This window comes from Pseudomonas turukhanskensis, from assembly GCF_027922365.1.
GTDB classification, from domain to species: domain Bacteria; phylum Pseudomonadota; class Gammaproteobacteria; order Pseudomonadales; family Pseudomonadaceae; genus Aquipseudomonas; species Aquipseudomonas turukhanskensis.
Window position 1 is genome coordinate 267,712 of the sequence record NZ_BSFN01000006.1, and the last position, 24,974, is coordinate 292,685.

The 24,974-nt window shown below is 62.0% G+C and carries 23 protein-coding genes; 10 read left to right on the forward strand and 13 right to left on the reverse strand.

The features are described 5' to 3' along the window. Nucleotides 1-29 precede the first annotated feature (29 nt). The 5 genes from PKE98_RS13250 to PKE98_RS13270 all read left to right on the forward strand — a co-directional run bounded on the left by PKE98_RS13250 (nucleotide 30) and on the right by PKE98_RS13270 (nucleotide 6,271). Nucleotides 30-2,588, forward strand: a complete 2,559-nt coding sequence (locus PKE98_RS13250; protein ID WP_271195763.1) for a beta-agarase — start codon at nucleotides 30-32, stop codon at nucleotides 2,586-2,588. A gap of 99 nt (nucleotides 2,589-2,687) precedes the next feature. Beyond that, the gene (locus PKE98_RS13255) at nucleotides 2,688-3,836 is read left to right on the forward strand and encodes a serine hydrolase domain-containing protein (RefSeq protein WP_271195764.1); all 1,149 of its coding nucleotides are present in this window, start codon (nucleotides 2,688-2,690) and stop codon (nucleotides 3,834-3,836) included. 221 nt (nucleotides 3,837-4,057) lie between these two features. Next, a complete protein-coding gene (locus tag PKE98_RS13260) occupies nucleotides 4,058-5,002 on the forward strand; it encodes an OmpA family protein (protein ID WP_271195765.1) in 945 nt (314 codons plus the stop codon). Nucleotides 5,003-5,057: 55 nt separating this feature from the next. Next, on the forward strand, nucleotides 5,058-5,705 hold the full coding sequence (gene pdxH / locus PKE98_RS13265) for a pyridoxamine 5'-phosphate oxidase (RefSeq protein WP_271195766.1): 648 nt from the start codon (nucleotides 5,058-5,060) through the stop codon (nucleotides 5,703-5,705). 101 nt (nucleotides 5,706-5,806) lie between these two features. Next, a complete protein-coding gene (locus PKE98_RS13270; RefSeq protein ID WP_271195767.1) occupies nucleotides 5,807-6,271 on the forward strand; it encodes an outer membrane lipoprotein in 465 nt (154 codons plus the stop codon). Nucleotides 6,272-6,461: 190 nt separating this feature from the next. Here PKE98_RS13270 and PKE98_RS13275 read toward each other — a convergent pair whose 3' ends face one another. From PKE98_RS13275 to gcl, 6 genes are all read right to left on the reverse strand, one after another. Further along, nucleotides 6,462-7,358 (reverse strand): urea transporter, encoded by an 897-nt coding sequence (locus PKE98_RS13275; RefSeq protein ID WP_271195768.1) that lies wholly within the window; start codon nucleotides 7,356-7,358, stop codon nucleotides 6,462-6,464. Between the two features lie 219 nt (nucleotides 7,359-7,577). Beyond that, on the reverse strand, nucleotides 7,578-9,023 hold the full coding sequence (gene pyk / locus PKE98_RS13280) for a pyruvate kinase (protein WP_271195769.1): 1,446 nt from the start codon (nucleotides 9,021-9,023) through the stop codon (nucleotides 7,578-7,580). Next, nucleotides 9,020-10,294, reverse strand: a complete 1,275-nt coding sequence (locus PKE98_RS13285) for a glycerate kinase type-2 family protein (protein ID WP_271195770.1) — start codon at nucleotides 10,292-10,294, stop codon at nucleotides 9,020-9,022. Before PKE98_RS13285 ends, pyk begins: the two co-directional genes overlap by 4 nt. A gap of 224 nt (nucleotides 10,295-10,518) precedes the next feature. Continuing rightward, nucleotides 10,519-11,409 carry a 2-hydroxy-3-oxopropionate reductase gene (locus tag PKE98_RS13290; RefSeq protein ID WP_271195771.1) on the reverse strand — a complete coding sequence of 297 codons (891 nt, stop codon included), beginning with the start codon at nucleotides 11,407-11,409 and terminating at the stop codon, nucleotides 10,519-10,521. Nucleotides 11,410-11,420: 11 nt separating this feature from the next. Then, nucleotides 11,421-12,203, reverse strand: a complete 783-nt coding sequence (gene hyi, locus PKE98_RS13295) for a hydroxypyruvate isomerase (RefSeq protein ID WP_271195772.1) — start codon at nucleotides 12,201-12,203, stop codon at nucleotides 11,421-11,423. 143 nt (nucleotides 12,204-12,346) lie between these two features. Next, a complete protein-coding gene (gene gcl / locus PKE98_RS13300; protein WP_271195773.1) occupies nucleotides 12,347-14,122 on the reverse strand; it encodes a glyoxylate carboligase in 1,776 nt (591 codons plus the stop codon). Between the two features lie 317 nt (nucleotides 14,123-14,439). Here gcl and PKE98_RS13305 point away from each other — a divergent pair, with 317 nt between their 5' ends. Further along, a complete protein-coding gene (locus PKE98_RS13305; RefSeq protein WP_271195774.1) occupies nucleotides 14,440-14,871 on the forward strand; it encodes a GlcG/HbpS family heme-binding protein in 432 nt (143 codons plus the stop codon). 135 nt (nucleotides 14,872-15,006) lie between these two features. Here PKE98_RS13305 and PKE98_RS13310 read toward each other — a convergent pair whose 3' ends face one another. Beyond that, complete coding sequence (locus PKE98_RS13310; protein ID WP_271195775.1) at nucleotides 15,007-15,645, reverse strand: TetR/AcrR family transcriptional regulator; 639 nt, start codon at nucleotides 15,643-15,645, stop codon at nucleotides 15,007-15,009. 225 nt (nucleotides 15,646-15,870) lie between these two features. Between PKE98_RS13310 and moaA the strand changes: the two genes are divergently transcribed. From moaA to PKE98_RS13325, 3 genes are all read left to right on the forward strand, one after another. Further along, on the forward strand, nucleotides 15,871-16,875 hold the full coding sequence (gene moaA / locus PKE98_RS13315; protein WP_271195807.1) for a GTP 3',8-cyclase MoaA: 1,005 nt from the start codon (nucleotides 15,871-15,873) through the stop codon (nucleotides 16,873-16,875). Nucleotides 16,876-17,008: 133 nt separating this feature from the next. Next, entirely contained in the window at nucleotides 17,009-17,821 is an 813-nt protein-coding gene (locus tag PKE98_RS13320) for a substrate-binding periplasmic protein (protein WP_271195776.1), read from the forward strand. A gap of 207 nt (nucleotides 17,822-18,028) precedes the next feature. Further along, on the forward strand, nucleotides 18,029-18,478 hold the full coding sequence (locus tag PKE98_RS13325) for a PA2169 family four-helix-bundle protein (protein ID WP_271195777.1): 450 nt from the start codon (nucleotides 18,029-18,031) through the stop codon (nucleotides 18,476-18,478). 193 nt (nucleotides 18,479-18,671) lie between these two features. Here the strand turns inward: PKE98_RS13325 and PKE98_RS13330 are convergent, their stop codons facing one another. The 5 genes from PKE98_RS13330 to PKE98_RS13350 form a co-directional block, all read right to left on the reverse strand. After that, nucleotides 18,672-19,271 (reverse strand): LysE family translocator, encoded by a 600-nt coding sequence (locus tag PKE98_RS13330; protein ID WP_271195778.1) that lies wholly within the window; start codon nucleotides 19,269-19,271, stop codon nucleotides 18,672-18,674. 51 nt (nucleotides 19,272-19,322) lie between these two features. Further along, nucleotides 19,323-20,159 (reverse strand): AraC family transcriptional regulator, encoded by an 837-nt coding sequence (locus PKE98_RS13335; RefSeq protein ID WP_271195779.1) that lies wholly within the window; start codon nucleotides 20,157-20,159, stop codon nucleotides 19,323-19,325. A 218-nt stretch (nucleotides 20,160-20,377) separates the two neighbouring features. Continuing rightward, complete coding sequence (locus tag PKE98_RS13340; protein WP_271195780.1) at nucleotides 20,378-21,058, reverse strand: phosphatase domain-containing protein; 681 nt, start codon at nucleotides 21,056-21,058, stop codon at nucleotides 20,378-20,380. Nucleotides 21,059-21,151: 93 nt separating this feature from the next. Next, on the reverse strand, nucleotides 21,152-21,823 hold the full coding sequence (locus tag PKE98_RS13345; protein ID WP_271195781.1) for a COG3650 family protein: 672 nt from the start codon (nucleotides 21,821-21,823) through the stop codon (nucleotides 21,152-21,154). 77 nt (nucleotides 21,824-21,900) lie between these two features. After that, nucleotides 21,901-22,500 (reverse strand): short chain dehydrogenase, encoded by a 600-nt coding sequence (locus tag PKE98_RS13350; protein ID WP_271195782.1) that lies wholly within the window; start codon nucleotides 22,498-22,500, stop codon nucleotides 21,901-21,903. Nucleotides 22,501-22,609: 109 nt separating this feature from the next. Here PKE98_RS13350 and PKE98_RS13355 point away from each other — a divergent pair, with 109 nt between their 5' ends. After that, the gene (locus PKE98_RS13355) at nucleotides 22,610-23,533 is read left to right on the forward strand and encodes a LysR family transcriptional regulator (protein WP_271195783.1); all 924 of its coding nucleotides are present in this window, start codon (nucleotides 22,610-22,612) and stop codon (nucleotides 23,531-23,533) included. 113 nt (nucleotides 23,534-23,646) lie between these two features. On the opposite strand, the gene PKE98_RS13360 is transcribed toward PKE98_RS13355, so the two are convergent. Further along, complete coding sequence (locus PKE98_RS13360; protein WP_271195784.1) at nucleotides 23,647-24,864, reverse strand: class I SAM-dependent methyltransferase; 1,218 nt, start codon at nucleotides 24,862-24,864, stop codon at nucleotides 23,647-23,649. Between the last annotated feature and the right edge of the window lie 110 nt (nucleotides 24,865-24,974).

The window sequence follows — 24,974 nt, forward strand, 5'->3', positions numbered from 1 at the left end:
TTGGCTGGTTGTTTAGGAGAGCCCGTCACATGATTCGCCGTTCACTGCCCGGTATTTTCGCCTTGATGGTTGCAGCGCCCCCGCTGGCGCTGGCCGCCGAGCAACAGACGCTATTCAACTTCGTCAGCCCCGCCGATGTGGTGCAGGTGCAGACGCAGAACACCAGCCTGCCTTCGCTGACCGCCGAACTGGCCGCCGAGAGCGAGCCGATGCGTCGCGTGACGTTCAATCCTTCGGACAACCCCAGCCTGCGCCTGACCCCGCAGAACGGCGCGTGGGATTGGTCCAAAGCCAATGTCATGACCCTGCGTATCCAGAACGCCATGGATTGGGCGCTCACCCTCGACATTCGCATGGAAAGCAGCGACGGCAAAGTGCTCACCAGCCGTATCGCCCTGCCAGCCGGCCCTGCGCAAAACCTGCTGATCCCCCTGCACGCCACCTCGCCGCGCAGCCAAGGCATGCGCGCCGCGCCGGCGATGCCGTGGACCGTCGATGGCCAGCGGGTGATTCTGGCTGACACCGTGGAAGGCGACCTGGACCTGAGCAAGGTCACTGCCGTCGGCATCTACATGAGCCGCCCCGATGTGCCGCAGAGCATTCTGCTTGGCCGTTTCGGCGTGCGTGAAGGCGACGAAACCCAGCAGCAGCTGTACACCGGCATTGTCGATGCCTATGGGCAATACACCCGTGGCCAGTGGCCGGAAAAAGTGGGTAGCGATGACCAGCTGAAAGCCGCCGCAGCCAAGGAAGCCACTCAGCTCAAGGGCTGGCTGGAAAAACGTGGCCAGACCGACCAGTACGGCGGCCTGCTCGGCGGCCCGACCTTTGAGGCCTCAGGCTTCTTCCGCACCGAAAAGCGTGACGGCCGTTGGTTCTTGGTGACACCTGAAGGCCACCCGTTCTACTCGCTGGGCGTAAACACCGTCAGCGCCGGCAACAGCGCGACCTACGTTGAAGGCCGCGAAACCATGTTCACCGGCTTGCCCAAAGACGGCGAGCCGCTGGCGGCCTACTACGGTGGCAGCAGCAGCCGCGCCGATACCGGCGCCGCCAAGGGACGCAACTTCGACCAGGGCCGCTGGTTCGACTTCTACCGCGCCAACCTGCAACGCACCTGGCCGGAACAGCCGTGTGCCAACCTGGTAGACAAAAGTACCGCGCAAGTGGTGAACGACGAGGAAAGCGAAGCGCCGGCAGATATCGAGGCCAACGCCGAGAACACCACCAACACCGCGGCCACCACCGCCGTTGCACCGGTGGCACCGCCTGTAGTCGCTGCGCCGGCAGCGCCTGCGGTGGCTGAAGAAAAGTGCGTGACCAAGGCCTTCGACCCGGTGCGCTGGACCGAAAACACCCTGGACCGCCTGCAAGCCTGGGGCTTCAACACCGTCGGCAACTGGAGCGACCCGTCGCTGGCCGCCGCCAAGCGCATGCCGTACACCCTGCCGCTGTCGATCAGTGGCGACTACAAAACCATCAGCACCGGCGTCGATTGGTGGGGCGGCATGCCTGACCCGTTCGACCCGCGCTTCGCCATGGCCGCCGAGCGCGCCGTGGCCATTGCCACCCGCGATCACCGCGACGACCCGTGGCTGGTTGGCTTCTTCGCCGACAACGAATTGGGCTGGGCCGGCCCGGCCAACGACCCGAATGCGCGCTACGCCCTGGCTTACGGCACGTTGAGCCTGACCACCGACGTGCCGGCCAAACGCGCCTTTCTGAAAATGCTGCGCGACAAGTACCGCAACCAGGATGGCCTGTCCAAAGCCTGGGGTATCGAATTGCCGGCCTGGGAATTGATGGAAGACCCGGGTTTCCAGGCGCCACGCCCAAACCCCGAGCACCCGGCCATCGAAGCGGACATGCAGCAGTTCCAGCGCCTGTTCGCCGACACCTACTTCAAAACCATCGACGACGCCCTCAACTGGCACGCCCCGAACCATCTGCTGCTGGGCGGCCGTTTTGCCGCCAGCAACCCGGAAGCGGTGGCGTCCTGCGCGCAGTATTGCGATGTGCTGAGTTTCAACTTCTATACCAAGGAACCGCAGCACGGCTATGACTTCGCCGCGTTGAAAACCCTGGATAAGCCGATTCTGGTCACCGAATTCCACTTCGGCTCCCGCGATCGTGGCCCGTTCTGGGGTGGCGTCAGCGAGGTGTACAACGAAGAGCAGCGCGGCCCGGCCTATGCGCACTTCGTGGAAGAAGCGACCAAGGAGCCGATGATCGTCGGCACCCACCTGTTCCAATACCTCGACCAGCCCGTAACCGGTCGCCTGCTGGACGGCGAGAATGGTCACTTCGGTCTGGTGGCCATTACTGACCGGCCGTTCGACGGCTTCGTCAAAGCCGTGCGCAAAGCCAACCTCGAGGCCCTGCAAGCGGTGCTTAAACCGCTGGCAGCCGCAGCCCCTGCTGAAACACCGGCAGCCAAACCCGAAGGCGGCAAGGGCGGCGAAGGCAAGGGCAAAGGCGAAGGGAAAGGAGAGGGTAAAGGCGGCGAAGGCAAAGGCGGCCCAGGTGGCGGTGCCGGTGCGGGTGGCCATGGTGGCGGTGCCGGTGGCGCCGGCGGTGGCCGCGGCTAAGGGCGGTGTGGCTATTCGGCGCCGTTATTAAGATGGTGTTGTGAGTGCGGTGGGCGCCCAATAATGCCCACCCACTGCGTGTTGCCTAAGGAGTTGAGCGTGCAGCAAGTTCAAGGCTATTTCGATCTCCAGTACGAAGCGGTCAAAGAGGCCTTCGCGGCCCTGTTTGACGACCCCCAGGAACGCGGCGGTGCCCTGTGTATTCAGGTCGAGGGCGAAACCGTGATCGACCTTTGGTGCGGCACGGCCGACAAGAACGGCGAGCACGCCTGGAACACCGACACCATCGCCAATCTGTTTTCCTGCACCAAAACCTTTACCGCCGTGACCGCCCTGCAACTGGTGGGCGAGGGCAAACTGGCCTTGGATGCACCGGTAGCATCGGTCTGGCCCGAATTTGCCGCTGCCGGCAAAGAAAACATCACCCTGCGCCAACTGCTCAGCCACCGTGCCGGCCTGCCGGCGGTGCGCGAGATGCTGCCGCCCGAAGCGTTGTACCAATGGGACACCATGACCGCCGCGCTGGCCGCTGAAACGCCCTGGTGGACGCCCGGCGAAGGCCACGGCTATGCCGCCATCACCTACGGCTGGCTGGTGGGCGAATTGCTGCGCCGGGTGGACGGCAAGGGGCCGGGCGAATCGATCGTCGCCCGCACTGCGCAGCCGCTGGGTCTGGATTTCCACGTTGGCCTGGCGGATCAGGAGTTTTATCGCGTGGCCGAAATCTCCCGTGCCAAAGGTAATTTCGGTGACGCCTCGGCCCAGCGCTTGCTGAAAACCATGATGAGCGAGCCTGCTTCCATGAGCACGCGCGCATTTGCCAACCCGCCGTCGATCATGACCAGCACCAACAAGCCCGAGTGGCGACGCATGCAACAGCCGGCGGCCAATGGCCACGGCAACGCCCGCAGCCTGGCCGGCTTCTACAGCGGCTTGCTGAACGGCCGGTTACTCGACAGCCAATTACTCGCTGAGCTGACCCGTGAACACAGCGTGGGTGAAGACAAAACCCTGCTCACCCAAACCCGTTTTGGCCTGGGCTGCATGCTCGACCAACCGAATGTGCCAAATGGCACTTACGGCCTGGGGCCACGTGCCTTTGGTCATCCCGGCGCGGGCGGTTCTATCGGTTTTGCCGATCCAGAGTGTAAGGTGGCTTTCGGCTTCGTCACCAATACCCTGGGGCCCTACGTATTGATGGACCCACGGGCGCAGAAGTTGGCGCGCACGTTAGGTGAATGTCTATAGTTTTTGCGGTTGTGTTTGACGAGGTTGTTTGCATTGGGGGCGTGCCCGCGGAACGGAAAACCGGGCTCGTCAATTGTGATCATCTTTGCCGCTGCACCGTTGCCATGGTTGCCCGTTAGAAGCAGCCAGCTACGCGAGCCGGTCCCGGCCATAGCGCCCTCCCAAGCAGAGAGCGTGGGCCCCCGGTTCTTGAGCAAATTTTTTGTGTTTTTGAGGTTCCAATGTTTCCTATCAAGTCTGCTGCTGCTCTGGCGCTGTGCGCCGCTCTCGCTGGTTGTGCGTCTTCCCCTGAAACCCCTGAGTCTTCCGCCGCCAAACCGCCCGTAGCCAGCGCTGCCAAGGCCGAGTCTGGCAGCCATTGGTGGTGGCCGTTTGGCGATGACAAAGCCGAGGCCAAGGCCGCCGTGCCAATGCCCGACCCGAAAATCACCCAGGCCTGGATGGACCAATACGAGCCGCGTCTGCGTGAAGCGCTGGATGGCAGCAAGTTCCAGCTTGAACGCCGGGAAAACCTGCTGGTGGTGTCCGCCCCGGTGGACTCCTCGTTCAACCCCGACCGCCCCAGCATGCTGATGCCCGTCACTCTGGGGCCGATCAGCCGGGTCGCCAAGCTGGTGGAAAACGACAAGCAGGTGGCCGTGCTGATTCTTGGCCATGCCGACCCATCGGGCGAGGAAGCGCGCAACCGCGAGCTCAGCCTGGAGCGTGCCCGCGCTGTAACCGCCATCTTCCGTTTGAGTGGTCTGAAAAATGATCGCCTGATGGTGCGCGGTTTCGGTTCAGTACTGCCGCGGGCTGCCAACGACAGCCCGGAAGGCCGCGCCCTTAATCGTCGTGTGGAAATCATGCTGACCCCGCAAGACACCATGAGCGCACTGCTGGCCAAGTACGCCCAGCCGGCACCGGTACCGGCGGCACAAACCCTGGTGCGTAATGAGCCGGTTCCTGCCGTGGCCCCGGCAAAAGCTGCCGCCAAGAAGCCCGCAGTCAAGAAGGCCGCTGCCAAGCCGGCCACCAAATCGGCGACGGTCGCGAAAAAACCGGCTGCCAAAGCAGCAGCGAAACCTGCAACCAGCAAACCAGCAGCCACAAAGCCGACTTCGGTCAAAACGGTCAAGAACGATGCGGCGCAGTCTGGGGACAAGGTCGCGGCGGCGAAAAACTGAGCCTGGCGGCTGACTGTACTGTCTTAAAAAAACTGCGTGCTTCAGGAGCTGCGTGATGACCGCCAACCTCGCCGATATGCGTCGAGACTACACCCGCGATGGGCTCACCGAGGCGCAAGCCCCGGCAGAGCCCCTGGCCCTGTTCCAGCAATGGTTCAGCGATGCCCGTAAAACCGAACAACTGCCGGTTGAAGCCAATGCCATGACCCTGGCCACGGTCGACGCCGAAGGCCGCCCGCACTGCCGCGTACTGCTGCTTAAAAGCCTCGACGACCAGGGTTTTACCTTCTTCACCAATTACGACAGCGCCAAAGGCGAACAACTGGCGGCGCGCCCGTTTGGCGCCATGACGTTCTTCTGGCCGGCGCTGGAGCGTCAGGTGCGCATTGAAGGTCGGGTTGAGAAGGTGAGTGCCAAGGAGTCGGATGACTACTTTCAGGTGCGCCCGCTGGGCAGCCGCCTGGGGGCCTGGGCTTCGCCGCAAAGCCAGGTGATTGCCGACCGCGCCGAGCTGGAAGCATTGCTTGCTGACACTGAGCGTCGCTTTCTCGACCAGGCGCCCACCTGCCCGCCGCATTGGGGCGGCTACCGCCTAGTGCCGGAGCGAATTGAGTTCTGGCAGGGTCGTGCCAGTCGCCTGCACGACCGTTTGAACTATCGTTTAGACAACGGCAACTGGTCGCGTGAGCGTTTGGCACCCTGAAATGTGCCGTTGCGCTCAGGCGAGAATTAATCTTGCGTGCGGCCGTGACAGTGCCCCGAGTGGCGCTGTCTAATAACCAGTCATCCCCCGGAGGTACCGTTATGCGTAAGTCTGTTTTGTTGATCGCGTCGTTCACGGTTGCGGCGCTGGCGTTGACCGGTTGCCAGTCCAGCCTGACGGGCGACTCCTATTCCCGCGATGAAGCGCGCACCGTGCAAACCGTGCGTATGGGCACCATCGAATCGCTGCGTCCGGTGAAAATCGAAGGCACCAAAACCCCGATCGGCGCCGGTGCCGGTGCAGTGGTCGGTGGTGTAGCCGGTAGCACCGTCGGTGGCGGACGCGGCAGCATCGTTGCCGCTGTGATCGGCGCCGTTGCTGGTGGCCTGCTGGGTTCGCTGACCGAAGAAGGTCTGACCCGAGCCCAGGGTGTAGAAATTACCGTAAGAGAAGACGACGGCAGCATGCGTGCCTATGTGCAGGAAGTGCAGGAAAACGAGATTTTCCGCGTGGGCGAGCGCGTTCGTATCATGAGCGTGAACGGCACGAGCCGTGTAGCGCACTGAGTTTTGGCGCTAATGAACAGCCGGCCCTTGGGCCGGCTTTTTTATGCCTTTCTTTCAAAGGCCCCTCACCCCAGCCCTCTCCCGCAAGCGGGAGAGGGGGCTTGACCGTGTATAGACGGCGAGATGCGATCAAGTTCCCCTCTCCCGCGGGCGGGAGAGGGGTTAGGGGTGAGGGCAAAGCCAAGCGCCGTTATAGCAGCCGTCTTGGCCGGGAGTCTTCGGCGCCCCGGCGCAATGTCCGATGCGTGGCCTGCACCAGCCAGCACGCCAGAATGAACGGTGCCGTCAGTTCTGGCAGCGCGAATGCCGCAAAACCTGGCTGCAAGGGCAGGGCAAGCAGAATGCCCAGCACAATAACCGCTCCATTGCGGTACACCTGGCTCAGCGCCACGCCCACCAACACGCAGTTGTAGCCGTACAACCCATTCAAGGCATTGGCGCTGGACCAGCCCTGTTGCCACGCAAACGCCAGGCCGATGGTCGAACCGAGCACTGCCCAGAGCGCCGCGCGCCGGCTGGCCAGGCACAGACCGAACAGCACAATGGCCCCGGCCAGTGGATTACCGAGAAAAATCACCTGGCCCACGCCTTTGAGCAGCGCAGCGCCCAGGCCCAGCGCATCGAGCACCGGCGTGCTGATGGCGGGTGCTTGCAACGGCGGGGTCAACGTCGTGGGCAGCAAACTCAGCACCAACCAAGTCAACCCCACAAAGGGCGCGGTAAACGCCGGCAGCCATTGGCGTTGGCGGTTCCCGCGCATCAGCCGTTCCAGCACCAGGCTGGAGGCGCCGGCGCTGGCGATGATTAGCAGCGGCAATAGCGCTGACCAGGCAAAACGGTTGCACAGAATCAGGCCCAGCAGCACGCCGTTGTAGCTGTACAGGCCGGCCTCGATATCGGCCTGGGCGTAGTGGCGTCGACGAGCCACCAGGGCGGCAGCAAAACCACCGAGCAGGGCGCCGCCGAGCAGGTCGGGGGCTGCCACGGCGATGGCCAGCATAACCAGCCCGCCGAACAGGGCGTGCTGCTGCAGGAAGATTTGGCTGCAGCCGTTTAACAGGGCTTTGCCGTAGGAGAACTGGGTCATTGTCGGTATGGCCTGTTGGGCTTCGCTGCGCTCAACCCAACCTACAAATCCATAAGTTGGGTTGAGCAGCGCGAAGCCCAACGATTTAAATAAAAAAAGGCGCCCAACGAGGGCACGAAGGACGCCTAACTGGCATGAACCAGATGGGATATGAGTATTCCTGTCCGGGTTCCGGGGCGCCTTGCCTGGCCTTAGCCCCGAAACCCTCTTTTCTGTGGTTTAAAGCAGTGTCTCTATACGCAAACTATTGGTGGTCCCGGATTGCCCAAAGGGCATCCCCGCCGTAATCACTACGGTATCTCCACGCTTGGCCATGTTCTGCGCCTGGGCGATTTCCAAGGCTGTGCTGGTGATTTCATCCACCTTGCTCAACCGCGCATTCACCACCGAGTAGATGCCCCAGGCCACGGTCAGGCGGCGGGCGGTCTGAATATTCGGGGTCAGGCTCAGAATCGGTGCTTTGGGCCGCTCGCGGGAGGCGCGCAGGCTGGAACTGCCCGATTCGGTGTAGTTCACCAGCGCCGCCACCGGCAGAATGCCGCTGATACGGCGAATGGCGCAGCTGATGGCGTCAGACGCCGTGGCTTCGGCATTCGGACGGCTGACGTCGAGCTGGGCCTGGAAGTCCGGGCCGTTTTCCACTTGGCGAATGATCTTGGCCATCATGCTTACCGCTTCCAGCGGGTAGTCGCCGGAGGCCGTTTCGGCGGACAGCATCACCGCGTCAGTGCCTTCGGCCACGGCGTTGGCCACGTCAGTGACTTCGGCGCGGGTCGGGGCAGGGGAGAAGCGCATGGATTCAAGCATCTGCGTGGCCACCACCACCGGTTTACCCAGCTGGCGGCAGGTGCGGATGATGTCTTTCTGAATGCGTGGCACGTTCTCGGCCGGTACTTCCACGCCAAGGTCGCCACGGGCCACCATGATTGCATCGCACAGGCGGGCGATTTCTTCCAGGTGTTGCACGGCCGAGGGCTTTTCAATCTTGGCCATCAGAAACGCTTTGCCCTGAATCAGCTCGCGGGCTTCGATGATGTCTTCCGGGCGTTGCACGAACGACAGCGCCACCCAGTCCACGCCCAGTTGCAGGCCGAATTCGAGGTCGATGCGGTCTTTGTGGGTCAGTGGGCTCAGTTGCAGCACGGCCTCGGGTACGTTGACGCCCTTGCGGTCCGACAGCTCGCCGCCGGCGCTTACCAAGGTGTCGACGCCGGTGTTCTGCTTGCGGGTAACTTCCAGGCGCAAGCGGCCATCGTCCAGCAGCAGGCTCATGCCCGGCTCCAGGGCTTCGATGATTTCCGGGTGCGGCAGGTTTACCCGGCGCGCGTCGCCGGGGGTGGTGTCCAGGTCCAGGCGAAAGGCCTGGCCGCGGCTGAGGTTCACCTTGCCGTCGGCAAATTTGCCCACGCGCAATTTCGGCCCTTGCAGGTCCATCAGAATGCCGATGGGGGTGTTCAGCTGCCGCTCCACTTCACGCACCCATTGGTAACGCAGGGCATGGTCGGCGTGCTCGCCGTGGCTGAAGTTGAGGCGGAACAGGTTAACCCCGGCTTCCACCAGGTGCCGAACATCGTCCACGCCTTTTACGGCGGGGCCGAGGGTGGCGAGAATTTTGACTTTCTTGTCGGCTTTGGACGTTTTTTCGTGGGTGTTGGGCAGGCTCATTGGGCAGGCTTCTCAAGAATCAGAATGGCGCGAAAATCGTTGACGTTGGTCCGCGTCGGGCCGGTGACGATCAGCTCGTCCAGGGCCGCGAAGTAGCCATAGCCATTGTTGTTGTCCAGTTCGTCGCTGGCCGAAAGGTTCAGCGCGGCGGCGCGGGCATAGCTGCTCGGCGTCATCAGCGCGCCGGCGTTGTCTTCGGAACCGTCGATGCCGTCGGTATCGCCGGCCAGGGCATACACGCCCGGCAGGCCTTTGAGGCTTTCGGTCAGGCTCAGCAGAAATTCGGCGTTGCGCCCGCCGCGGCCGTTGCCGCGCACGGTCACGGTGGTTTCGCCACCGGAAAGAATCACGCAGGGCGGCTTGAGCGGCTGGCCGTGCAGTTGAACCTGCCGGGCGATGCCGGCGTGCACCTTGGCCACTTCGCGTGACTCGCCTTCCAGGTCGCCGAGAATCAGGGTCGGCAAACCGGCGGCCTGCGCTTTGGCTGCGGCAGCGTCCAGCGATTGTTGCGGCGTGGCGATCAGCTGGAAGTGGCTGCGGGCCAGGCACGGGTCGCCGGGTTTTACCGTTTCCGATTCCGGGCTGTTCAGCCAGGCGCGCACGTTGGCGGGAATCTCGATGTTGTAGCGGGCCAGAATGGCCAGCGCCTGCTGCGAGGTGGTGGGGTCGGCAACGGTCGGCCCGGAGGCGATAACGGTGGCCTCATCGCCCGGCACATCGGAGATGGCGTAGGTGTACACGCTGGCCGGCCAGCAGGCTTTGGCCAGACGGCCGCCCTTGATCGCCGAGAGGTGCTTGCGCACGCAGTTCATTTCACCAATGGTGGCGCCGGATTTGAGCAGGGCTTTGTTCATCGCCTGTTTGTTTTGCAGGCTGATACCGGCAGCGGGCAGGGCGAGCAACGAGGAGCCACCACCGGAGAGCAGGAAAATCACCCGGTCGCTTTCCTGCAGATTGCTCACCAGTTCCAGCACCCGACGGGCCACGCGCTCGCCAGCGTCATCGGGCACCGGGTGGGCAGCTTCCACCACTTCGATCTTCTGGCAGTTGGCGCCGTGTTCGTAACGGGTGACCACCAGGCCGGACACCTCGCCCTGCCACTCGCGTTCCACCACTTCGGCCATGGCCGCGGCGGCCTTGCCGGCGCCGATCACAATCACCCGGCCGCTACGGTCGGCGGGCAGGTAGTCGGCTAGCACCTGGCGCGGGTGGGCGGCATCGATGGCGGTGGCGAACAGGTCGCGCAGCAGGGTTTTCGGGTCGAAGGTCATCAGGCTGACTCCAGCTGTTTCTTGTTATGGGGGCAGATCGATTGCAGTCCGCAAACCTCGGGGAGGAGGGCTGTGGACTGAAATCGACCTACCCGGCTCGCAGGCCGTGACACCGCTTTGCCGGGAGGTCGAAAAGGGGCGTAGATCGGGGTGGGTGGGTTTAGCCCAATAAGCGGGGGGCCGTTTCAAGCGTTGCCCAACCAACCCGACCTACAAAATCGCTCTCAATCCTTGCGGATCGAGAAATTGGCCATGTGCTCCAGGCCTTTGATCAGTGCCGAGTGGTCCCAGTTGCTGCCACCGATGGCCGCGCAGGTGCTGAACACTTGCTGGGCGTTGGCGGTGTTGGGCAGGTTCAGGCCCAGTTCCTTGGCGCCGGCCAGGGCCAGGTTCAGGTCTTTCTGGTGCAGGCTGATGCGGAAGCCTGGGTCGAAGGTGCCTTTGATCATGCGCTCGCCATGCACTTCCAGGATCTTCGAGCCGGCGAAACCACCCATCAGTGCTTCACGCACCTTGGCCGGGTCGGCACCGTTCTTGGCAGCAAACAGCAGGGCTTCGGCAACGGCCTGAATGTTCAGGGCCACGATGATCTGGTTGGCGACCTTGGCGGTCTGACCGTCACCGTTGCCGCCGACGCGGGTGATGTTCTTGCCCATGGCCTGGAACAGCGGCAGTGCGCGTTCGAAGGCATTCGGGCAACCGCCAACCATGATCGACAGGGTGGCCGCCTTGGCGCCCACTTCACCGCCGGAAACCGGGGCGTCGAGGTAGGCGGCGCCGGTCGCTTTGATTTTTTCGGCGAAGGCCTTGGTGGCAGTCGGCGAGATCGAGCTCATGTCGATGACCACTTTGCCGGCGCCTGCGCCTTCAACCACGCCGTCCTTGCGAAACAGCACGTCTTCAACCTGTGGGGTATCGGGCACCATGATGATGATGAATTCCGATTCCTGCGCCACTTCCTTCGGGTTGGCCAGGCCAACGCCGTTGTCGCCCAGCAGGTCGGCCGGGGCTTTGTCGAAGTGCTCGGAGAAGAACAGAGTGTGACCTGCTTTTTGCAGGTTCTGGGCCATGGGCTTGCCCATGATGCCGGTGCCGATAAAACCGATTTTAGCCATGGGGATTCTCCTTAGATGGCGTTATGCGTCTTGAGCCAACCGAGGCCGGCAGCGGTGGTGGTGGCAGGCTTGTATTCACAGCCGACCCAGCCCTGGTAACCGATACGGTCCAGGTGCGCGAACAGGAAGCGGTAGTTGATTTCGCCAGTGCCTGGCTCGTTGCGGCCGGGGTTGTCGGCCAGCTGCACGTGGTTGATCACCGCCAGATTGCCTTCCAGGCTTCTGGCCAGATCACCTTCCATGATTTGCATGTGGTAGATGTCGTACTGCAGGAACAGGTTGCTGCTGCCGACCTTCTCGCGAATGGCCAGGGCCTGCTTGGTGGTGGTCAGGTAGAAGCCTGGAATGTCGCGGGTGTTGATCATTTCCATGACCAGCTTGATGCCCGCGGCCTGCAACTTCTCGGCGGCATACTTGAGGTTGTCGACGAAGGTTTTTTCGACCGTGGCGCAGTCCGGGCCTTGCGGGCGGATACCGGCCAGGCAGTTGATCTGGGTGTTGCCCAGAACCTTGGCGTAGGCGATGGCCTTGTCCACACCGGCGCGGAATTCTTCAACGCGGTCGGGGTGGCAGGCGATACCGCGCTCACCCTTGGCCCAGTCGCCGGCCGGCAGGTTGAACAGCACCTGTTCCAGCTTGTGGGTGCTCAGGCGGGCCTTGATTTCTTCGGCCGGGAAGTCGTAGGGAAACAGGTATTCAACGCCGCTGAAACCGGCTTGGGCGGCAGCGTCGAAACGGTCCAGAAAGTCCACTTCGGTGAACAGCATGGACAGGTTGGCGGCAAAGCGTGGCATGGAGCTTCTCCTCGATTTGGCTGGGAAAGGGAAGCGCAACGGCCCCTCACCCTAGCCCTCTCCCGCACGCGGGAGAGGGGATGGATCGGTGTTTGTCTCCCCTCTCCCGCGTGCGGGAGAGGGGCAGAAGGTGAGGGCTGCCGTTAGTCCAGCAGCGAGATCGCCGTCGGCGCATCCGCCCCGGTCAATGCCAGGTCTTCAAACTCGTTGACGGCATTGATCTCGGTACCCATGGAGATGTTGGTCACGCGCTCCAGAATGATCTCCACCACCACCGGTACACGGTGCTGGGCCATCAGTTCCTGAGCCTTGCGCAGGGCCGGCTGGATATCGTTCGGTTCGAACACACGAATGGCCTTGCAACCCAGGCCTTCGGCAACGGCCACGTGGTCGACGCCATAGCCATTGATCTCCGGCGCGTTGATGTTTTCGAAGGCCAGCTGCACGCAGTAGTCCATTTCGAAACCGCGCTGTGCCTGACGGATCAGACCCAGGTAGGAGTTGTTCACCACCACATGGATGTATGGCAGGTTGAACTGCGCGCCCACGGCCAATTCTTCGATCATGAACTGGAAGTCGTAGTCGCCAGACAGCGCCACTACCTTGCGGCTCGGGTCGGCTTTCACCACGCCCAGCGCTGCTGGAATGGTCCAGCCCAGCGGGCCGGCCTGGCCACAGTTGATCCAGTGACGGGGTTTGTACACGTGTAGGAACTGCGCGCCGGCAATCTGCGACAGACCGATGGTGCTGACGTAGCAGGTGTCTTTGCCGAAGGCTTCGTTCATTTCTTCGTACACGCGCTGCGGTTTTACCGGCACGTTTTCGAAGTGGGTTTTGCGCTGCAGGGTGCGTTTGCGCTGGTGGCAGGAATCCAGCCAGGCCGCACGACTTTTCAGCTTGCCAGCCGCTTTCCACTCTTGCGCCACGGTGATGAACATATCCAGCGCCGCGCCGGCATCGGAGACGATGCCCAGGTCCGGGTTGAAGACGCGACCGATCTGGGTGGGCTCGATATCCACGTGAATAAAGCGACGGCCTTGTGTGTACACATCCACCGAACCGGTGTGGCGGTTGGCCCAACGGTTACCGATACCGAACACCAGGTCCGATTCCAGCAGGGTGGCGTTGCCGTAGCGGTGCGAGGTTTGCAGGCCGACCATGCCCACCATCAGCGGGTGATCGTCCGGAATGGTGCCCCAACCCATCAGGGTTGGAACCACCGGTACGCCAACCAGCTCGGCGAACTGCACCAGCTTGTCGCTGGCGTCGGCGTTGATGATGCCGCCGCCGGCTACCAGCAGCGGGCGCTCGGCGTCGTTCAACAGCGCCAGGGCTTTTTCCGCCTGGGCGCGGTTGGCGGCAGGGCGGCTCAGCGGCAGCGGTTGGTAGGCCTCGATATCGAATTCGATTTCAGCCATCTGCACGTCGAACGGCAGGTCGATCAGCACCGGGCCTGGGCGGCCACTGCGCATTTCATAGAAGGCTTTCTGGAACGCGTAAGGCACCTGGCCCGGTTCCATGACGGTGGTCGCCCACTTGGTCACCGGCTTGACGATGCTGGTGATGTCGACGGCCTGGAAATCTTCCTTGTGCATACGGGCACGCGGCGCCTGGCCGGTGATGCACAGAATCGGGATGGAGTCGGCACTGGCGCTATAGAGGCCGGTAACCATGTCGGTACCTGCCGGGCCGGAGGTGCCGATGCACACGCCGATGTTGCCGGCTTTGGTGCGGGTGTAACCCTCGGCCATGTGCGAAGCGCCTTCCACGTGGCGAGCCAGAACGTGGTCGATGCCGCCGACTTTCTTCAGCGAGGCGTACAGGGGGTTGATCGCGGCGCCCGGAATACCAAACGCGGTGTCGACGCCTTCGCGGCGCATCACGAGGACGGCTGCCTCGATTGCTCTCATTTTGGCCATTTGTTGTGCCTCTTTTGTTCTTAAATTGTATACAACTTGCTGCGGCAGATTCTATTCAGGGCATGACTTTGCGGTCAACAAGTTTTCTTGAGCAATTTGGAACGAGGCGAAATAGATTTAAAACGCCTGTTTTAGCGGGGGTCGCAGAAGGGGTAAGGGTTGTGCTGGTGATGTATGTATACAAAAAAAGATCAGATTGTATCTGTTGCTTGCGTTTTTTGTTTTGGCTGCGATAGTTAAAGCCGTCTTCAGATTGCACCGTGGCGTTTTCCTCGGTGTGTTCCTTCGGTTTTCCAATTACAAGAAAGGATCGATCCATGAGCGTGTTAACCCTTGAAACCGCTACCCGCATTACCGCGCAGGCACAGTCTGCTGCCCGTGCCATCTCGACGGCGCCGCTGACCATTGCGGTGCTGGATGCCGGCGGCCATCTGATTTCGCTGTTGCGTGAAGACGGCTCGAGCCTGCTGCGCCCGCAGATTGCCATCGGCAAAGCCTGGGGCGCGGTGGCGTTGGGTAAAGCGTCGCGGCAGATCGCCAGCGACGCGCAGCAGCGCCCCAGCTTTATCGCGGCGGTAAATACCCTCGCGCACGGCAACGTGATTCCGGCGCCGGGCGGTGTGCTAATTCGGGATGCGAATAATCAGGTGATCGGCGCCATCGGCATCAGTGGCGATACCTCGGACATCGACGAGCAATGCGCGGTGAAAGGGGTGTTGGCGGTGGGGTTGCAGGCGGATATCGGTTAAGGCTGTATTCGGCGATCGGTCCGAAATTCTGGGTCCCAGCCTGCGCTGGGACGACGGTGTTTGCAGGTTAGCTCCGTCATCCCGAATCGTCGGACCGCAGCGTAGGCTGGGATCCAGAATCGTGAAGGGCGCGAATTAGCCTGCAACCTTCACCGGCTTGACGCTTCCCTCACTCACCTCGCACCCACCAATCACCATGCGAATAATGGTCTCGGCTGCCGCTTCATAATCGGCGTCGTCGAGCTTGGCCTTGCCGGTAACGATGGAGATCTGCCAATCGAAGTCGGCGTAGGTCTGGGTAGCGGCCCAGATGCTGAACAGCAGGTGGTGGGGGTCGACCTTGGCCATCAGGCCCTGATCGATCCAGGCCTGGATGCAGCTGATGTTGTGCTTGGCCTGCTCGTTGAGCTGAGCGGTCTGCTCGGCGGACAGGTGCGGGGCGCCGTGCATGATTTCACTGGCGAACACTTTGGAGGCGTAGGCCAGGTCGCGGGAGATGCGGATTTTCGAGCGGATGTAAGCGCGCAGCACATCGGCCGGCTGGCCGCCCTGGTTGAACGGCTGCGAGGCCGCCAGCAAGGGTTCGACGATGCTTTCCAGCACCTCGCGGTACAGATTTTCTTTGGACTTGAAGTAGTAATACACGTTGGGCTTGGGTAAGCCCGCCTTGGCGGCGATGTCGCTGGTCTTGGTGGCGGCGAAGCCCTTGTCGGCGAACTCTTCACTGGCCGCGCGCAGAATCAACTCTTTGTTGCGCTCGCGAATACTGGTCATCTAAAGACTCTTTTTGCTGTGGCACCGCATCGATGGGCTTGCTGAGTGGTCGGGCATGGTAGCACCGCGTTTGCGCGGGGCTCAACGTATGTGCTTTTGCCGGGTTTCGGACAAATTGTTGTATACGCGATCAGCATTTTTTGAGTACATTCCTGACCTCGTGGTCAGCTAACGCCAAAACAATAATTTATCGGCTCCCTGAGCAGTAGGAGATCCGTCGTGTCCTTGCCGCTTGCCCCTGATGCCAGCCTGGTCGACCCCTTTGGCCGGCGCATCACCTACCTGCGTCTGTCTGTCACCGACCGCTGCGATTTTCGCTGCACCTACTGCATGAGCGAAGACATGCAGTTCGCCCCACGCGCGCAGATTCTTACCCTTGAAGAGCTGTACAACGTGGCCGACGCCTTTATCGGGCTGGGGGTCAAGCGCATCCGCATTACCGGCGGCGAGCCGCTGGTGCGCAAAGGCGTGGTCGGGCTGCTGCAACGCCTGGGCGCGCGCAGTGAGCTGGAAGACCTGGCGATCACCAGCAACGGCTCGCAGCTTATCGAGATGGCCGGGCATCTGAAGGACGCCGGGGTCAACCGCCTGAATATCAGCCTCGACTCCCTGCAACGCGAACGTTTCGCCGCGTTCACCCGGCGCGACAAGCTCGATCAGGTACTGGCCGGCATCGACGCTGCGCAAGCCGTCGGCTTCACCCGCATCAAACTCAACTGCGTGGTGCAGCAGGGCCGCAACGACGACGAAGTACACGACCTGGTGCAGTTCGCCGTCGAGCGCGGGCTGGATATCAGCTTTATCGAAGAAATGCCGCTGGGCACTATCACCAGCCACCAGCGCGAACAGACTTTCTGTTCCAGCGATCAGGTGCGCGCGCGCATCGAAGAACGCTTTGCCTTGGTGCGCAGCAGCCGCGTGACTAGCGGGCCGTCGCGGTACTGGCAGGTGGTCGGTAGCGACACCCAGGTTGGCTTTATTTCCCCCCACAGCCATAACTTCTGCGGCGACTGCAACCGCGTGCGGGTAACCGCCGAGGGCAAGCTGGTGCTGTGCCTGGGCCACGAAGGCGCGCTGGACCTCAAACACCTGATGCGCGCCCACCCAGGCGACAACCAACGCCTGCGCGAGGCGCTGGTTAATGCGCTGCAACTGAAACCCGAACGCCATCACTTCGGTCAGCACGAGCAAGTGCAGGTGTTGCGGTTTATGAGTATGACGGGCGGTTAATTACGTCTGCGCGGCATACAGCGAGCCCTTGTAGGAGCCAGCTTGCTGGCGAATTCGCCAGCAAGCTGGCTCCTACAAGGGCATGTGTTCCCCGAGCAAACCCCGTCCATAAAAACAAGAAAGGAAGCCTGTCGTGAGAAAGCTTGTTTGCAGTGTTATTGCCGCCTTGTTCGCCGCCACCGCCCAGGCACAAACCTACGTCGTCGGCGTCGAGAATTCGCCCTTTATGCCGCACTTCAGCGTGGACAAGCAGGGCGTGTATTCCGGTTTCGCCCGCGAGGTGCTCGACCTGTTTGCCGCCAAGGCCGGCATCCAGTTGGAATACCGCGCCCTGCCAGTGGACCGCCTCCTCCCGGCGTTGCTGCAAGGTGAAGTGGACTTCAAATACCCCGACAACCCCAACTGGGCGCAAGCGCAAAAAGCCGGCAGCAACGTGCGCTACAGCCAGGCTGTGGTGAACTATGTCGATGGCGTATTGGTGCCGCCGATGCAGCAAGGCATGGGCGTGGAAAAACTGCAGCGCCTGGCCATCGTCAGCGGCTGGACGCCTTGGGCCTATCAGGCGCGCATCGCCGCCAAGCAAACCCAACTGACCGAAAGCGAAGATTTGCCGGCGATGATCAAGCTGGCCCTGAAAAAAGAAGCCGACGGTGCCTACTTTAACGTGGTGGTCGCCACCTACTACCTCGACAACATCCGCGCCCGGCCCGGCGCGCTGGTGTTCGATGCCAAGCTGCCGTTTACCCGGGGCACCTTCAACCTGTCGAGCACCAAGCACCCGGAGCTGATTTCGCGCTTCGACCAGTTTCTCGCCGAGCAGCACGAGGCCATCGCCGCGCTGAAAGAGAAGTACCAGGTGGAGGCCAACCTGGACTCCGAATTCATGGGCATGGAGCAGTGGAAAGTCGATTTCCTCAAGCGCCAGAAGGCCAAACAGACGCCGTGAATACGTGGGCCTGACCAACGGTTGCAGGCCCCGAGCAGCGTGCGTTTGCCGCGTGATATCAGGCACTTCCAGGCAGTGCCTATCAGCGTTTTTCCTGAACCTTTGACGACAGCGTCCACTCCATTTTTCCGAGCGGTCGGCATACACAGCTGACTTCAATTTGACGGCTTTTACCTAAAGCCCGAGACGCTAAAGAGGAATATGAACATGGATAACAAAGACACTATCTCGCTGCTCAACAACCTGATCGAAACCAGCAAAGACGGTCAGAAAGGTTTCCGTGAGTGCGCTGACGATCTGAAAAACCCCGAACTCAAAGGCCTGTTCACCCAGCGTTCGGCCGAGTGCGCAGCCGCTGCCAGCGAGCTGCAGCAGCTGGTTCGTAGCCTGGGTGGCGATCCGGAAACCAGCTCCAGCGCAGCCGGTACCTTGCACCGCGGTTGGGTGAACCTGAAAAGCGTACTGACCGGCCACAGCGAAGAAGCGATTCTGAACGAATGCGAGCGCGGCGAAGACGTGGCGCTGAAGCACTATAAAGAAGCGCTGGAAAAAGACCTGCCGTCGAATGTGCGCAGCATTCTGGAAAAACAACGCCAGGGCGTACAACGCAATCACGATCAAGTGAAAGCGTTGCGCAACATGGCGCGCGCTAGCTAAATGATCGATCTCGGTTGATGTGAGGCTACTTGAAGAAGAGCCACACAGTTGCTGTCACGGGGCGCTCATCCGTCGTCCCCTGACGCAAAAGGGCGAACCGCCACAAGCGGTTCGCCCTTTCTCGTTTTAGGCTTCGTGTTAGGCGTAGGGCGAATATCCGCGCAGCGGATAGCCGCCGATTCGCCGAGCGTGTTCAAGCCAGCAAACTGAGCCAGGCCGAGGCCAGCAACAGCAACGCCATCAGCCGGTTAAACCGCTGCATGCCGATGTCGGTCCGGCAGAAACGGGTGACGCCGCGTCCCAATGCCGCCCACGCCGCCATGCACGGCACAGCGACCACAAAGAACAACAGCGCCAACACCGCCACCCGGCCGGATTTATCCGTGGCTTGGGCTGCAAATACACCGACCACCGCCAACGCCATCATCCAGGTTTTCGGGTTGACCACTTGCAGCGCGGCGGCGGCTGTCATGCTCATCCGTTCGCCGGCTTGCTGCTGTGCGTTATCCAGTCCCACCGCCGGGCTATTGAAGATTTGCCACGCCATATAGGTCAGCCAGGCAATACCTGCCCAGGCCATGGCCCGTTGCACCTGTGGATGTTGGGCCAGCGTATCGCCAATGCCCAGGCCCACCAGCAATACCAATAAAGCGGCGGCACCGCAGGCGGCGGCAATCAAGGGCGCGGCCGCAACCAGCCCGAAGCGCGCGCTGTTGCTCATCACCAGCAGGTTGGTGGGGCCGGGCGTAATGGAGGCGACGAAGGCAAATAACAGAAAGGGCAGCAGGTCCACGTTAGGCTCCAATCAATAGCAAGAGCCTGAATGGTTGCAGGGGCAGGGCATTCAGTCTGGATGATTTGTGCAGCGCTTGCGGTAGTCCGCCGGGGTCAGGCAATAGGCGCGGCGGAACCAGCGGCCCAGGTGGCTCTGGTCGGCAAAGCCCAGGGCGCTGGCGACCTCTGCCGGGGTTTGGCCCAGGGCCAGCAAGTGCCGGGCTTTGGCCAGGCGCAGTTGAATAAGGTAGGCGTGGGGCGCGATGCCGAACGCCGACTTGAAGGCGCGGCTCAGGCGAAAACGATCGACGCCACTGATACGCGCCAGATCATCCAGGCCGATATCGTCGTGCACATGGGCATGCAGGTAGTCACGTGCGCGCTGGGCCACCAGTGGCAAGCGCGGGTCCAGCGGCAGGCGTTTGCGCCAGTGCAGATGGGCAGTCAGTTGCCCGAGCAAGCCATCCAGCGCGGTCTGCCGCACGATACGCAGTTCGCCGCCATGCAGGGCTTGAAAGGCCTGCATGGTGGCGCGGGCCAGGGCGGTATCCTGGGTCAGGGTCTGGGCGATGCTCGGTTGGCAATCGGCGGGCGCCTGTTCAAACAGGGCGTGCAGTTCGCGCTCCAGCCAATGCGGGTCGACATAGAGCGTGGAGTAGGTGAATCCATCGGCGCTAGGGGCAAAACCGTCGTGGATTTCCCCAGGTTCGAGCATAAATACCTGGCCGGGCAGGCTGTTGTGCTGGCGCTGGCGGCAACTGAACTGCTGCACGCCTTGCTCGGTCACGCCGATCAGGTAGCTGTCATGCCAATGGGGGTCGTAGGCGTGGCCACGGAAATGGGCACGAATGGTCTCGATGCCGGTGTCGGCATCCTGGGCGAGATCGATCCAGTTGGTTGAGGCCATGGCGTGGGACCAGAAAGCGTTGGTTGCGGCCAGTATGCCTTTGAAGAAATTCAGTGTCTGGAAGTTTTGTGCAGGGCTTGCGGGTGGCCCTCACCCCCAGCCCTTCTTCCACAAGTGGGCGAGGGGAGCCCGATTACCGCGCGCCCTTCAAGCGCCGCTCCAGTCCCCTCGCCCCTGCGGGGAGAGGGTTAGGGTGAGGGGCGGCGGCAACCCCATTTTCAAGGGTGCGCCGTCGACACCAGGGTATTCAACCAAGGCCGCAGATAGCAGGTGGAGATCACCTTGGTATCGCACTTGCCGTTCGTCAGTGCCTCGCGCAGCTTGCCGATATCGGCACGCTCCACGTAGGCGCGGGCATCTTCCATATCATCCGCTGTGCCATACCCGCCGTTGAGCATTTCGCTCAGCGCCTCCTGTTTGCTCCAGCCCTGGACCACGGTACGAAACATCGCCGCTATCAATCCGGTGCGGTCGCTGCCGTGTTTGCAATGCATCAATACCGGCCCACGGGTCTCTGCCAGTTGCAGGGTGTTGAGCACGCGCAATACATCCGCATCGTCCACGCGGTCGGCATGCAGGGGGATACTGATCAGGTTGATAGTGCTGTTGCCCAGCCACTGGCGGTCATCGTCTTTGACCAGCGATACCACGGTGCGTACCTGCAGTTCGTTTATCAGCGCCAAGTTCTGCGGCTTGGGAAGCGCGCTGCGGTACAGGGTGGGCGACATTTCAAAGAGGTTGAAGGATGCATCCACCGGCCGTGCCCAGTTCTCCGCTTGCGGGCCAGTGAGCAGCGGCGTTTCAGCATTCTGGACAGGCAGATAACGCGCCACCAGCCAGCCGCCCACCAGGGCGACTACGGCGATGACAGAAAAAACCAGACGGCGTGACGTGCGCATGAAGACTCCCCGAGTAAGGGAGCCCATGCTAGGTATCAGCGGGTGAAGCGCTGATCAAATCGGCGTGAAAAAAGAGTGAAGGGTCGCGGTGTTTTACTGATTGCGCGAGCCACCAAAGTAGGCGCAGCCGCGCTCCACTTTGCCGTTGCTGCGCAATTCCGCCGAAAGGAATTGCACCGCCCCGCTGGCGCTGTCCACGCAACGTTGCGGCGCCACCCACAACTCCAGGCGCAGGCCGTTGGCTTCGCTGGTGAGGTTGAAGCGGCCATCGCCCAGTTGTTCTTCCAGGTACGGCAGGGCCAGCGCTTCCTGCCCCGGGCGCTCGAGCACCATGCCTTTGGCATTCACGCTGACGCTCCAGTCCGGCTCATGGCCGCTGGCGCGCAGCACCTGGCGTTTGAAGTTGGGGTCGTCGCAGCCGTGCCCTTCACGTTGCACGCGGTACAAGCGGGTGAGGTTCAACTGGCCGTCGCTGCCGGCCACTTTGCTGGCGTCGAGGTTGCCGCTGACGTCGGCAAACAGCGTGGCGTCCCGGGTATCGAGCAGCGAGGCCGACTCTTGCAGCAGCCCGGTGTTGCCAGTGTCGTTGATGACAAAGCGGCGCTGCTCCTGGCACGGGCGCAGCAGCAATTTGCCGTCGTTGACGCTCAGTTCACCCTGAATCCGGGTGCCCGACGACACGGGCGTTTCCTGGGGGCCGTAGAGCATCGTGCAGCTGGCAAACAGGGGCAGCAGGGCAAACAGCAGAGGGCGAACAGCGCGCATCGAAGGGGTCTCCATGGAAGTGCGGCCAAGGTACCCATGGCCTGACCCCGATACAAGGCCCCCTCCCCGCAAACGCATTAGCCGACGGTATAAATCTGCCCCGTCTGTTTTCCTTCCACGCTCTTGGCATACGCCAGCGCCACATCCACTGCCGGCACCGGCTTGAAGCCACGGAAGAAGGGGCCGTAGCTGTCCATCGCTTCCACCAGCACCGTGGGGCTGACGATGTTTACCCGCAAGCCGCGCGGCAGTTCGATGGCGGCGGCTTTGACGAAGCTGTTGAGCGCGCCGTTGACCATGCTCGCCGAGGTGCCGGCCACAATCGGGTCATCGCTGAGCACACCCGAGGTGAAGGTGAACGAGCCGCCGTCGTTGATAAATTCGCGGCCAATCAGCAGCAGGTTCACCTGGCCCATCAGCTTGTCATTCAGGCCCACGGCAAATTGCTCGGCCTGCATCTCGGCCAGGGCGCCGAAGTGCACCGAACCGGTGGCGGCCACCAGTGCATCGAATTTGCCGATGGCCTGGAACAGCTGACGAATCGAGGCCGTATCGCGGATATCCACCTGGTAATCGCCGCTGCTGCGACCTACGCGGATCACTTGGTGACGCTCGGCCAGTTCACGTTCTACAGCTTGGCCAATGGTGCCACTGGCGCCGACAAGGATGATTTTCATGGCACTGCTCCTGACGAGTGAGTTGAGTGGCATGCAGTGTAGATCCGCTGTTTGTGGGTGATAATCCAGCTAATTGGAAACCTTTGGTTCTCGTTGGGAAACAATCGGTATGAGCGAAATGGATGATCTGGCCGCCTTCGCCAGTTTGGTGGAGGCCGGCAGTTTTACCCAGGCCGCTAGGCGGCTGGGCTGTAGCAAGGGGCAGCTGTCCAAGCGCATTGGCTTGCTGGAGCAGGGGCTGGGCATCAGTTTGCTGTACCGCACCACGCGCAAGCTGTCGCTGACGGCGGCGGGCGCGGCGCTGTTGCCTGAGGCGCAGGCGTTGGTCGCGCAGGCTACCCGCGCCCGGCAAACGTTGGCGCGCCTGCAGGAAGAGGCGGTGGGCAGCGTGCGCATCACCGCGCCGGTGTCTTTGGGTGACACGTTTTTCGATGCCTTGCAGCTGCAATTTGCCCAGGCCTATCCACACATCCATATCGAGCTGGAGCTGAGCAACACGTACCGCGATCTGGTGGCCGATGGGTTTGACCTGGCCATTCGCAGTGGCGAACAGACCGATGACCGTCTGGTGGCCAGGCCCTTGCTGTCGATGCAAGAACTCACCTGCGCCAGCCCCGCGTACCTGGCCGCTCACGGTGAAGTGCAAACGCCGCAGCTGTTGAGCCAGCACGTGTGCCTGCTCAACAGCCATTACAGCGGCGCCGAGGAGTGGCTGTATCACCGCCAGCATGAACTGACGCGGGTGCAGGTGAACGGCCCGTTTGCCAGTAACCACTACAGCCTGCTGAAGAAGGCCTGCCTGGGCGGCGCGGGGATTGCGCGGTTGCCGTCGTACCTAGTGCACCAGGAGTTGCTGGACGGCAGCCTGGTGTGGCTATTGCGCGATTACCAGACACGCATCAGCCCGGTGTTTCTGGTGCACGCCTATCAAGATGGCTTGCCCAAACGCACGCAGGTGCTGGCAGATTATTTGTTGGGGTGGTTTGAGCAAAGGCGCCAGGAGCTGGATCGGTTGACGGCTCAAACGTTTTAACGTCCCCCTCACCCCAGCCCTCTCCCGCGAGGGGACAGGGGGCCGGCCGAGGTTTTTGCAGGAGTAGGTATCCCCTCTACCTCTGGGAGAGGGGCTTGGGGTGAGGGTTGCGGTTATAGGCGGTTGTCAGCCTTGAGCAACGTCTCCAGACACTGCTCCCGAATCCCGTAAAACGCCTTGATGCCCTGAATCTTTTCCATCATTTCGGTCGCGTCTACCGGCTCTGCGCGTTTTACGGCGAGAATCATCTTGTTCTTGTTGGTGTGCTCCAACGAGACAAATTCAAACACCTTGGTTTCATACCCACAGGCCTCCAGCAGCAGGGCGCGCAGGCTGTCGGTGACCATCTCGGCTTCCTGCCCCAGGTGCACGCCGTATTGCAGCATGGGGCGCAGCATGCTCGGGCTGCTCATCTGCGGGCGGATCTGTTTGTGGCAGCAGGGCGAGCACATGATGATCGAGGCGTCGCTGCGAATGCCTAGGTGAATGGCGTAGTCGGTGGCCACATCGCAGGCGTGCAGGGCGATCATGATGTCGATGGCCGCCGGCGTGTAGGTACGCACATCACCGTGCTCGAAACTCAGCCCCGGTTGCTCCAGGCGCGCCGCCGCGTCGTTGCCCAGGCGCACCATGTCTTCGCGCAGCTCCACACCGGTGACCTTGCCCTGGCGGCCGAGGCTGTTGCGCAGGTAGTCGTGCATGGCGAAGGTCAGGTAGCCCTTGCCGGAGCCGAAGTCGACGGCATGGATGGCTTCATCGACGCCGCGTCGTTGCAGCGGCGAGCTGGCCAGGGCATGGGAAAACACTTCGACGAACTTGTTGATCTGCTTCCACTTGCGCGCCATCGCCGGCACCAGTTCGTGCTTGGCGGTGGTTACGCCCAGGTCGGTGAGGAACGGGCGGGTCAGTTCCAGAAAGCGTTTTTTCTCGCGGTCATGGCCGGTGCTGGCGCCTTCGCGCTCAACGGCTCTACCCACGAACAGCCGGCTTTTGTTTTTCTTGCCGAAGGTGAGCTGCACGTCGTCGGTCAGCGACAGCAAGTGCGCGTTCTTGAACGCGGCCGGCAGCAGCTCGGCGATCAGCGCCAGGGCTTCATCCAGCGGATGGTTCTTGGTGATATCGCGGGTTTTGTAGGTGTACACAAACGACAGGCAGGCCTGGCCGCGTACCGTCACCGGGCGCAGGGTGAGGCGTTGCAGGTCGGCTTCCGCGCCCTGGTATTTGCTCAGCAACACCTTGACCAGGGTGTTTTGCACCAGGCTTTTGTCCACGAGGGCGAGAAACTCGCTGCGGTCATCGGTGGCGGTGGGGGAAGCAACTTCGACTGACATGTACAGGCCCGGTTATCACTGGCTGGCAAGGGGCGGTAATGCTACAGGGTTCGCGTTGTTCTGTGGCAGTGGGCCGACCTGCGTCGGGTAGGGTGTGCTCCGCGCACCGA